This window comes from Undibacterium sp. Ren11W (assembly GCF_049340485.1).
GTDB lineage: Bacteria > Pseudomonadota > Gammaproteobacteria > Burkholderiales > Burkholderiaceae_D > Undibacterium.
Genome location: NZ_JBMPPB010000006.1, coordinates 77832 through 89304 on the forward strand (window position 1 = coordinate 77832; position 11473 = coordinate 89304).

9 protein-coding genes are annotated in these 11473 nt (G+C 47.1%); 7 read left to right on the top strand and 2 right to left on the bottom strand.

Annotation, left to right across the window (positions count from 1 at the left end; genetic code table 11):
- Window positions 1–309 precede the first annotated feature (309 nt).
- The 4 genes from ACO0K8_RS14530 to ACO0K8_RS14545 all read left to right on the top strand — a co-directional run bounded on the left by ACO0K8_RS14530 (window position 310) and on the right by ACO0K8_RS14545 (window position 5525).
- Complete coding sequence (locus ACO0K8_RS14530; RefSeq protein WP_422947377.1) at window positions 310–2232, top strand: PrkA family serine protein kinase; 1923 nt, start codon at window positions 310–312, stop codon at window positions 2230–2232.
- 64 nt (window positions 2233–2296) lie between these two features.
- Entirely contained in the window at window positions 2297–3565 is a 1269-nt protein-coding gene (locus ACO0K8_RS14535) for a YeaH/YhbH family protein (RefSeq protein WP_422947378.1), read from the top strand.
- 8 nt (window positions 3566–3573) lie between these two features.
- Window positions 3574–5118 (top strand): SpoVR family protein, encoded by a 1545-nt coding sequence (locus ACO0K8_RS14540; RefSeq protein WP_422947379.1) that lies wholly within the window; start codon window positions 3574–3576, stop codon window positions 5116–5118.
- Window positions 5119–5210: 92 nt separating this feature from the next.
- Window positions 5211–5525 carry a hypothetical protein gene (locus ACO0K8_RS14545; RefSeq protein ID WP_422947380.1) on the top strand — a complete coding sequence of 105 codons (315 nt, stop codon included), beginning with the start codon at window positions 5211–5213 and terminating at the stop codon, window positions 5523–5525.
- Here ACO0K8_RS14545 and ACO0K8_RS14550 read toward each other — a convergent pair.
- On the bottom strand, window positions 5489–7762 hold the full coding sequence (locus ACO0K8_RS14550; protein WP_422947381.1) for a heavy metal translocating P-type ATPase: 2274 nt from the start codon (window positions 7760–7762) through the stop codon (window positions 5489–5491). The genes ACO0K8_RS14545 and ACO0K8_RS14550 overlap by 37 nt on opposite strands.
- Window positions 7763–7877: 115 nt before the next feature.
- Between ACO0K8_RS14550 and cadR the strand changes: the two genes are divergently transcribed.
- Complete coding sequence (cadR, locus tag ACO0K8_RS14555; protein ID WP_422947382.1) at window positions 7878–8306, top strand: Cd(II)/Pb(II)-responsive transcriptional regulator; 429 nt, start codon at window positions 7878–7880, stop codon at window positions 8304–8306.
- A 13-nt stretch (window positions 8307–8319) separates the two neighbouring features.
- On the opposite strand, the gene ACO0K8_RS14560 is transcribed toward cadR, so the two are convergent.
- On the bottom strand, window positions 8320–9000 hold the full coding sequence (locus ACO0K8_RS14560; protein WP_422947383.1) for a MarC family protein: 681 nt from the start codon (window positions 8998–9000) through the stop codon (window positions 8320–8322).
- Window positions 9001–9508: 508 nt separating this feature from the next.
- Between ACO0K8_RS14560 and ACO0K8_RS14565 the strand changes: the two genes are divergently transcribed.
- Together ACO0K8_RS14565 and ACO0K8_RS14570 are read left to right on the top strand one after the other, a co-directional pair.
- A complete protein-coding gene (locus ACO0K8_RS14565; protein WP_422947384.1) occupies window positions 9509–10987 on the top strand; it encodes an APC family permease in 1479 nt (492 codons plus the stop codon).
- A gap of 26 nt (window positions 10988–11013) precedes the next feature.
- Window positions 11014–11457: a CreA family protein gene (locus ACO0K8_RS14570; protein WP_422947546.1), complete on the top strand. Its 444-nt coding sequence runs from the start codon at window positions 11014–11016 to the stop codon at window positions 11455–11457.
- Window positions 11458–11473 lie beyond the last annotated feature (16 nt).

Below are 11473 nucleotides of genomic sequence, written 5' to 3' on the forward strand. Positions count from 1 at the left end.
TTTCACTGGGCAATCTTGTGTTTTAGCTGTCGTGTATATAAGCTCAGTGTCTCTTGCGGCTGTAATCCCTTTTGGCTTTCACAAAGTTCATTTTTTAAAATGTTTTGAGTTTGCTTGACTGGATTACTGAAGGAAATATTTTTCTTTGTGGTTTAATTCACTCAAGTAACAAATTTTTCAAAAAATCGTTACCATTCTTACTAATATCACCTATAGTAAAATCGTAACGTGCTGGAACATTAAAGATTCTGGCATGTGCAAAATAGTTTTGGCATGTGGTTTTGATTATCGCTTTCAAAGGAGATCAGGATGAAAATCTTTGACAATTATGCAGCACGTTATGAACGCACTCGCGAGGAGGAATATTCTCTTTCAGAGTTCCTAGAGTTGTGTAAAAAAGAACCTCTGGCTTACGCAACTGCAGCTGAGCGCATGTTGGCTGCGATAGGCGCGCCAGAGCAAATCGATACTCGTCACGACTCGCGACGATCACGAATATTCTCCAATAAAGTCATCAAAATCTATCCTGCGTTCCGTGAGTTTTACGGCATGGAGGAAGTGATAGAGCAGGTCGTCTCTTACTTCCGGCATGCCGCGCAAGGCTTGGAGGAGCGCAAGCAAATACTCTATTTATTGGGGCCAGTAGGCGGCGGTAAATCATCCATTGCTGAGCGCCTAAAGTATCTGATGGAGAAAATCCCGTTCTATTGCATTAAAGGTTCACCTATTAATGAGTCACCTCTTGGATTGTTTAGTGAGGAAGAGGATGGTGCCATCCTTGAAGAGGATTTCGGCATCCCTCGTCGTTATTTGCGAGGTATTCCTAGCCCTTGGGCAGTCAAGCGCTTACACGAGTTTAATGGCGACATTAATCAATTCCGCGTAGTGCGACGTTACCCTTCGGTGTTGAAACAGGTGGCAGTTTCAAAAACTGAACCTGGTGATGAAAATAATCAAGACATTTCATCCTTGGTGGGTAAGGTCGATATCCGTAAATTAGAGGATTATGGACAGGACGATCCTGATGCCTACAGTTTCTCTGGCGGACTCTGTTTGTCGAATCAAGGTTTGATGGAATTTGTGGAAATGTTCAAAGCACCCATCAAAGTTTTACATCCACTTTTGACCGCCACTCAGGAAGGTAATTTTAAAGGGACGGAAGGCTTTGGCGCGATTCCTTTTGAAGGAATTATTTTGGCTCACTCCAATGAATCGGAGTGGAAGACATTTAAAAACAATAAAAATAACGAAGCGTTTCTGGATAGGATTTATATCGTCAAAGTGCCATATTGCCTAAGAGTTTCCGACGAAATAAAAATATATGAAAAGCTGATACGTACATCATCGTTGGCCGAGGCACCTTGTGCTCCCGGCACTTTAAAAATGATGTCGCAATTTGCAGTGCTCTCCAGACTTAAGGAGCCAGAAAATTCTAGTATTTACAGCAAAATGTTGGTGTACGACGGTGAAAATTTAAAGGATACCGATCCAAAAGCAAAATCTCGTCAAGAATATTCTGACTATGCTGGAGTTGACGAGGGCATGAATGGCCTATCAACTCGTTTTGCCTTCAAAATTTTATCCAAAGTATTTAACTTCGACAATACCGAGGTCGCGGCCAACCCTGTACATCTATTGTATGTTTTGGAGCAGCAGATAGAGCGGGAGCAGTTTTCAGCAGAATTGGAACAGAAGTACTTTTCGTATATTAAAGAGTATTTGGCACAACGTTATGCAGAGTTTATCGGTAAAGAAATTCAGACTGCTTATCTAGAAAGCTATTCTGAATACGGCCAAAATATTTTTGATCGTTACGTTACTTTTGCTGATTTTTGGATACAAGATCAAGAGTTTCGTGATCCTGATACCGGTGAGAGTTTTAACCGGGATGCTTTAAACAATGAGTTGGAAAAGGTCGAGAAACCTGCTGGAATTTCCAATCCTAAAGATTTCCGCAATGAGATTGTCAACTTTGTATTGCGTGCCAGGGCGCAGAACGCCGGGAAAAATCCTACCTGGACAAGTTACGAGAAGTTAAGAACGGTGATAGAGAAAAAAATGTTTTCTAATACCGAAGAACTATTACCTGTCATTTCATTTAATGCAAAAGCCAGTGCCGACGATGTCAACAAGCATCAGGAATTTGTAGATAGGATGGTTGCCAAAGGATACACCGCGAAACAGGTCAGGTTGTTGTGCGAATGGTATTTACGAGTCAGAAAGTCGTCCTAGTACAGCGCAGCGCTGGTTGGTTCATGCTACGAAGGTTTGCGCGGGCTTTGAAAGGGAGACCATTTTGGTACACTTAATTGACAGACGAGTTCAAGGGAAAAATAAATCCGCACCGAATCGCGAGCGTTTTTTACGTCGGTATAAAGGACAGATCAAGGAAGCAGTCGCGCGCGCTATTAAAGGACGTTCTATTACCGATATAGAAAGTGGCGAGAAGATCACGATACCAGTCAAAGATGTCAATGAACCGACATTTGGTCATGCGCATGGAGGGGTTTGGGAAACCGTCCAGCCCGGTAATCAGGAATACCTAAAGGGCGATCAGATACAACGACCGAAAGGAGGATCTGCTTCAGGAAAGGGCCAGGCTGGCAATAGTGATGATCTGACTGAAGATGAATTTGGTTTTCAGCTGAGCCGTGAGGAGTTTCTCAATTATTTTTTTGAGGACTTAGAATTGCCAAATTTAGTCAAAACCCAGCTTGCCGCAACCACTGATTTCAAGAGCCAGAGGGCTGGATATACAACATCGGGTACTGCTTCTAGCTTGCACGTATTACGCTCACTACGTGGTGCGCTGGGGCGACGTATTGCCGTTGGCGGAAAATCTGCGCGACGTCTTAAAGAAGCCGAAACAGAAATGACCGCGTTGCTCGATTCTGGCTTAGATATGACGGATCTGCGCGTCCTTGCATTGAAGCAGGAAATACACCATTTACGCACTCGTTTGTTGGCTATTCCTTTCATTGATCCTTTTGATCTACGTTACAACAATCGTATCAAAGTGCCTAAACCATCCACCAAGGCTGTCATGTTTTGCTTACTGGATGTCTCTGGGTCTATGGATGAACAGAAAAAAGATATGGCCAAGCGCTTTTTTATTCTGCTGTATCTTTTTCTGACCAAGGCCTACGACAAGATTGAGGTGGTGTTCATCCGGCACCATACCGCAGCCGCAGAAGTTGATGAAAACGATTTTTTTCATTCACGTGAATCGGGCGGTACTATCGTTTCATCAGCCCTACATTTATTGACTAAGATCATAAAAGAGCGCTATCCAGGTTCTGATTGGAATGCTTATGTGGCGCAGGCATCAGATGGTGATAATTGGGACAATGATTCTGTCGCTTGCCGCGATTTGTTGATTAATACCATCATGCCCCTTGTTCAATATTATGCCTACGTTGAAATTACGGAGGGAGAACCACAAAATCTGTGGGAGGAATATACACAGGTGCCTGCCCATCACGGGCATTTTGCGATGCAAAGGATAAGGACACAGGCAGATATTTACCCAGTGTTTAGAGAGTTGTTCAAGAAACAAAGTAAATGAGGTGAGTCATGAACAGCCCTGAAGGTATCGCTAAAAAAGTCAATCCGAATCGGTTGCAGGAACAATCTGAGTGGACCTTTGAATTGATTGAGCAGGCACATGAGGAAATTCGTCGGGTGGCGCAAAATTTCGGTTTGGATACCTATCCAAATCAGCTTGAAGTCATCACAGCAGAGCAAATGATGGATGCCTATGCATCGGTCGGTATGCCTGTGTCTTATCATCATTGGTCCTTCGGCAAACATTTTGTCGCGACCGAAAAAAGTTATAAACGCGGGCAGATGGGTTTGGCATACGAGATTGTCATCAACTCAAATCCATGTATTGCCTATTTGATGGAAGAAAATAGCCTGACCATGCAAGCTCTGGTGATTGCGCATGCGGCATATGGTCACAATTCCTTTTTCAAAGGAAACTACCTTTTTCGCACATGGACCGATGCCGACGCGATTATCGATTACATGGTGTTTGCCAAAAACTATGTCAGTGAGTGCGAGCAACGCCACGGTGTAGAAGCGGTGGAATTGTTGCTCGACTCTTGCCATGCGCTACAAAATTACGGGGTAGACCGCTACAAGCGCCCAGCTAAATTATCTTTGGCCGAAGAACGTGAAAAGCAAGAAGAGCGTGAGCGTTATATGCAGTCTCAGATCAATGATCTTTGGCGTACTTTGCCACGTAGAGAGGATGCCGAAATCAGCCAGGTGGAAAAGCGATTTCCACCTGAGCCACAGGAAAATATTTTGTATTTCATCGAAAAATATTCTCCTCTTTTGCAGCCATGGCAGCGTGAATTAGTTCGCATTACCCGAAAAATTTCACAATATTTCTATCCGCAACGTCAGACTCAGGTGATGAACGAAGGCTGGGCCACTTTCTGGCATTACACCATCTTGTACCAGTTGTATGAGGAGGGAATCGTCGGCGATGGTTTTATGATGGAATTTTTACAAAGTCATACAAATGTGGTGTACCAGCCACCAGTGACCAGCCGTTACTTTAACGGGATTAACCCCTACGCTCTGGGTTTTGCCATGATGCGTGATATCCGTCGTATCTGTGAAAATCCTACTGATGAGGATAGAGCCTGGTTTCCAGATATTGCCGGATCAGACTGGCTTAAAACTTTAAACTTTGCGATGCGCAATTTTAAAGATGAAAGCTTTATTGCTCAGTTTTTATCACCCAAACTAATCCGTGATTTTCATTTTTTTTCGGTTCTTGATGACGATAGTAAGGAACAGCTGAGTATCTCAGCAATTCATGATGAAAGTGGTTATCAAGCAATCCGTCAGCAATTGGCAGGGCAATATAATTTGGGGAATCGCGAGCCGAATATACAGGTGTGGGCAGTTGATATGCAGGGTGATAGAGCATTGACCTTGCGGCATAATCAATATCTGCGCCGCCCCTTAAATGCACAAAGTAGCGATATGCTAAAGCATGTGGCGAGGCTCTGGGGCTTTGATGTTTATCTGGAAATCGTTGATGAGAATAGCCGTGTCTTGAGTACCCAAGAGTGCAAATGGGAAAAACGTAGCCGGATACGCTAGTGCGGTTTATTCGAAACACCAAGCCTGCTAATGTTGGCTGTTGCCGAACAGATCAGATAGAATGAAGTAAATCGACTAGACGGAGAACGAAGATGTATCTGGATCATGCAAAAATTTCTGCGACACATAGCGAAACAGAGCCAGATCGCTTAGAGCGCTTGTTCCGTGTTTATGGATATGCGATTGCGATGGCAGATGTCGACGGGAATGCCGAGTGCATCGTCAAGTTGGCCAAGTTACATGATCACAAAGGCACCTTGATGGCGATCTGGCACGTGGCGCCGACCGAAAGAGAGAAAACCTATTTTCTCAAGGCATGGAAGAGTAAAGTCGGAGACGAATCTAGCCATGTCGAACATGCCTTGATGCTTCAAGACTCAGATGATGCTGAGTCGCTTGAATCCTGATAGCGCAGTAAACGCAAGCCATTTAAGACCACTAATAAGCTGGTGCCAGTATCGGCGAATACCGCCATCCACATACTGGAGTGACCGCTTAGCGTTAGTGCAAAAAACAGAATTTTGATACTAATGGCGAAACTAATGTTTTGCCACAAAACTCTGGCAGTCTGTTTTGAAATGCGTATGAATTCTGGCAGTTTGCGTAAATCGTCTTGCATCAATGCCACATCAGCCGTTTCTAATGCCGTATCTGACCCAGCAGCTCCCATCGCAAAGCCTATATGGGCACGCGCTAAAGCCGGTGCATCGTTGATGCCGTCGCCTACCATGCCGGTACACAGGGTTTCGCTGAAGTGTGTAATGGCCGCTAATTTTTCTTCAGGAAGCAATTGGCTGCGAACTTCGGAAATGCCAGCTTGCTCAGCGATCGCCTTAGCTGTCTGCGCATTGTCTCCGGTGAGCATGACCAGATTGATACCCATCGCCTGTAATTCACGAACTGCAGTTTGACTGCTGGCGCGCAGACTATCGGCGACCGCAAGCAGGGCCAGCGCTTGACAAGTATCAGCAAGTATCAAGACGGTTTTGTTTTGCTGCTCCAGTTGAGTCAGATGCTCACGGAATATTTTTAATGCCTCAGGCGCTAACGATAAATTCAGAGTCTCGAACATGCGTAGATTCCCTAAAGAATAGCGCAACCCCTCTATCTCGCCATTGACACCGCTGGCGGTAATGGACGAAAAATGGTCGACCTGCATCAATTTTTCGCCTGATTCAGCGTGACTCGATAATATGGCATGTGCAACCGGATGTTGTGACCCGGCTTCAAGGCTAGCGGCTATGCGCAAAATTTCAGATTGACTAAGATGTGCCAGCGTAACGACATCGGTCAGGCGTGGTTTTCCCTCGGTTAGCGTGCCGGTTTTATCTAGTGCAATGAGCTGCAAGTTCTTACCTTGCTCAAGATATAGACCTCCCTTGATTAAAATTCCACGCTTGGCAGCTAATGCCAATCCGCATACCACGGTAACCGGCGTCGATATAACCAAGGCGCAAGGACAGGCGATTACGAGTAATACCAAGGCTTGGTACAGACTGTCGTGCCATGAAGTGCTTCCTAGTATTGGCGGCAATATAGCAATCAGGATCGCAATGATAAAAACTATCGGGGTATAGTAGGCAGCAAACTGATCGACCAGACTCTGGGTTGGTGCACGCTGACTTTGCGCTTGCTGCACCGAGCGGGCAATTCGAGACAACATGGTATCGCCCTGGAGCGAGCCAACCCGTATCTGTAAAGTGCCTGATTGATTTAGCGTACCTGCGTAGACTTGATCGCCAACTCGCTTTTCTACCGGCATGCTTTCTCCGGTGATGGCGGCCTGATCAACGCTGGAGTGGCCGCTGTCTACTAAGCCATCAAGCGCAATGCGCTCACCGGCGCGCGCTCGTATCAGTTGACCGAGAATGATTTCGTTTACGGGTTTATCTTGCCATTGGCCATCAGCTTGTAAAGTATTCGCTGTCTCCGGGGCATGTGCCATTAAGCCGGCAATCGCATTGCGGGCGCGATCGAGGCTGGTGGCTTCTATCATCTCGGCAATGCCAAACAAGACGATGACGACCGCTGCTTCTGGCCACTGGCCGATGGCGATGGCGCCGATGACGGCAGTCGTCATGAGTAGATAAATGTTTAAACTCAAGTGACGTAAGGCAATCCAACCTTTTTTCAAGGTCGGAATTCCGCCCGCAAATACCGCAATCAAGGCCAGCAGTATGACCGCCAGCGAGTCGTTGGCAGCTCCCCGCCAGACTAGTAACTCGGATGAAAAAGCCGCCAGCGCAGCGAAGCTCATGATGACGATTTGGCGGCGTGAGATAGCGGATGCTTGGGCGTGGTTTTCTGCTGATATCGCTTGAGTGTCGGACAAGGGCAGAGCTGACATTCCTATCTCATTGAGCTTACTAAATACGATGTCGGTATTCGAGAGCGTGTGATGCACCGTCAGTATGCGATTGAGCAGATCAAAATCGAGAGCAAGCACTTCCTTCACAGACTTCAAACTTAGTCGTATGAGTTTTTCTTCGGTCGGACAATCCATGTTTTGGATTTTGAGCGCTAATCTTTGTGTATCGAGGCCGCTAGCGGGGGAATTGGAGGGCTGATCTATAGATTCGGTAGACACGCTGCTGCTTGCATCCAGAGGGGCATGCTCGCAACTACAGGACGCTTTTTCTGACATGAATTTCTCGCTTTTCGTAACAATGAAGCCAGTGTAGACTCTGTAGCGACTACAGAGTCAAGTGCAATTAGTTTGTGGTTTTTTAAGTATAGTTGTTATTCGGGAGGGACAGATGATGCGTATCAGTGAATTAGCAAACGCTACCGGCGTCGAGATTGAAACCATACGTTACTACGAGAAGCAAGGTTTAATGGCGGAGCCTGAGCGTCAGCCCAACGGCTATCGTAGTTATGCGATAGCGCATTTGGAGAGACTATCTTTTATACGGCATTGTCGCGCCTTGGATATGCCTTTGGCCGAAGTACGCGCTTTGTTGGTGTTTATCGATAAGCCCGTTGCCGACTGTGCCGAGGTCAATCAGCTGATCGATGCGCAACTGGCCCGTGTGCGAGCGCGCCTAAAAAGCATGAAAGCTTTGGAAAAACAACTGGGGCAGCTACGCAAACAATGCACGCATAATGATGCCGGACAAGTTTGCGGTATCTTGCAAGAACTGGTCGCTGCTGCTCACGGAGAAGCATGCGCCTGCCATGCTAAGGTGTAAGCCGATTGAAATTTCAATGAAACTTTAATTCCTCGATCAGGGCAGATAAACCCGTCCAGCCTATTTCTATTCCTATGCAAAGTAAGATAAAGGCCGACAAGCGTAACAGCACGGTCGCCCCTACTGTGCCCAGGAAACGCTCTAGATTGCGCGCATAGCGATAGCATAAGTAAATGCTCACGGTCGTGAGTAAAACCCCTAAGACGGAGGCAAAACCCGTGAGTAACCAATCGATCGGTTTGGTGGGGAGTTCGGTGCCTATCGTGATTGATGCCGCTATTGTGCCTGGACCTACCGTCAATGGAAAACTGAAAGGATAAAAGCTGTGCTGTCGTAATTCGACTTTGCTCCAGGTATTGGCTGATGCTTCTACCGAGGAATGCAATTTATCCTGGCCATTGTCATTGAGCAGACGCCAGCCAGCCATCGCTACCACAATGCCGCCCGCCACGCGCACGATAGGTAGGGAAATACCAAAAAAATCCAACACGTGCGAGCCGATAAACAAGGCACCCATCAGCAAGAAAAAGCAGTTAATCGCAATACGCTTTGCCAGTCGGGTCGCTACTGCCTGCTCCAGAGGCCCAGTCATCGATAAGAAAATCGGCGCAATCGCAATGGGATTTAAGATCGGCAACAGTGTGATCGGTACCACGATCAAGGCTTTGCTAAAGGCAATTAATTCTATGCTCATGAAAGGCTTTCAAAATCGTAAGCATTGATTATGCAATAATTTTGCGGAGGTATGAATGAAAAGTATGCGTTTGCTTTCACTTCTCGTTCTGGAATCGCAAGAGCATGTCGCACACGCTAGGTTTTGCATAGAGGTAACCAGCTTCCAAAAAAATAATCGAAGCACCGCGGAGACGCATATTCCATGCGGCTTAGCGGGCATGTGTGCTTGAAGAAGCGCATGGAATATGCGCAGTGGCGTGCTCGGTTTTTAAATAACGGAGCAGCTGGTATCGTGTTTGTCTGGGATGTAGGTCAAGCTTGGGGGCGGCATTGTACCACTGTCTGCCCGCTTATCAAGTGCACGCGTGGCAGGCGTTAAAATTTCGTTCCGCTGATGCCAATACCAGTGATTTTGCAGATATTATTACGCTTTTTGATGGCTTAAGCCTCTCTATCAGCAGGCATACTCGTCAATAGAATCTGCAGGCTTACGCGCCCGCCTAATTACAATATGAAGAGGAATTCTCTTGAGACAAGCAACATTCTTACAGCGCCTGATCCGTACCAAGCCGGTAGACAACGCAGATCAAGCCACGTCAGCCGGGCAGGCCCATAGTCTGCATCGCTCTTTGGGTTTATTTCCGCTGACCATGATAGGGGTTGGTTCGACCATCGGTACCGGGATATTCTTCACTATGGTAGAGGCGGTGCCTAAAGCCGGTCCATCGGTGATACTGGCGTTCTTATTGGCGGCGCTCACCGCGGGTCTGACGGCTCTGTGTTATACCGAATTATCGGCGAGAATTCCATCATCCGGATCTTCTTATTCGTTTGCCTATGCCACCGTCGGTGAGTTTTCTGCCTTTATCGTGGCCGCTTGCTTGTTGCTTGAATATGGCTTGGCCGCCAGTGCTACCGCGATAGGTTGGTCCTCCTATCTGAATCATTTTCTTAGCAATACCGTAGGCTGGCAGATCCCCGAGATGTTGCGTTCACCTATGTTGGTAGCTGGTATTAAAGGCATGGAAGTGCATGCGGGGCAATTTAATTTGCCGCCCGTCATCCTGGTGGCGATTTGTGGCTTTTTATTGTTACGCGGCACTAAAGAATCTGCCACCGTGAATGCGATTATGGTGTTGGTCAAACTGGTGATTTTGACGTTTTTTGTGGTGATCGCGTTTTCTGGATTTAATGCAGAACACTTCACGCCATTTTTTAATCAAGATAATAGTAAGGGACTCGGCGGCATGGCTGGGGTGACTGCCGCCGCCGGAACCGTGTTCTTTTCATTTATTGGACTTGATGCCGTCGCTACTGCTGGAGCCGAGGTGAAAAATCCGCAACGTAATGTGCCGTTGGGCATTTTGGCTGCACTCATCATCGTCACAGTATTCTACTTGTTGGTATCAGTCGCTGCAGTAGGAGCCCAGCCTGCGAGTATGTTTGCCGGGCAAGAAGCTGGTCTGGCGGTGATTTTGCAAAATGTCACAGGTAAAGCCTGGCCCGCATTAGTCTTGTCGGCAGGTGCCGTGATTTCGGTATTTAGTGTGACGCTGGTGACGATCTATGGACAAAGCCGGATCTTGTATGCGATCAGCAAAGATGGTTTGATCCCCTCTTCATTCCAAACCGTGCATCCGCGCACCAAGTCGCCAGTCAGCAATACCGTGATTGTCTGTTTGTTGGTGGGTATCGTGGCAGGCTTGGTGGATTCCGGCTTTTTATGGGATATGGTGAGTATGGGTACCTTAGTCGCCTTCATCGTGGTGTCGATCGCGGTGCCGGTGATGCGCCACAAGGGTATAGGAGCAGATCGCGCTGGTTTTCGGGTGCCATTTGGCCCTTACCTGGTGCCCGGCCTGAGTATTGCTGCCTGCTTGTATATCTTGAAGGATTTATCGGCTGCGACTTACCATATCTTCTTCATCTGGATGGCAGTGGCAGTCGTGGTGTATTTTGCTTACAGCATGCGCAATTCAAGTTTGAACCAAGATCAAGCAAAATGACTAAATTTAAATTAGCCATTTTTTTGATGGGCAGCCTGTTTTCTGGCTGGGCTGCCAGCGAAACCATAGGTAGCGTCGATACTGCTTTTATCTTGTTAGGCCCGGACCATAAAGTGGTGGTGGATGCGTATGATGATCCCAAGGTGCGTGGCATCACTTGCTATGTGTCGCGCGCCAAGACTGGCGGTATTCAAGGTGGATTGGGCTTGGCGGAAGACAAGGCCGAAGCCTCTATCGCATGCCGCCAGGTCGGGCCTATCAGCTTTGTCAAACCGCTGAAACAACAGGAAGAGGTTTTCAATCAAAGCCTGTCCGTACTATTTAAAAAATTACGGGTAGTGCGCATGGTGGATAAGCAAAGGAATACGCTGGTCTACCTGACGTATTCCGATAAACTGGTGGACGGTTCTCCGAAGAACGGCATCACAGCGGTGCCGGTAGATCGTGCTAACACCATACCGCTGCAATAGCCCTAGTAAATGCAGA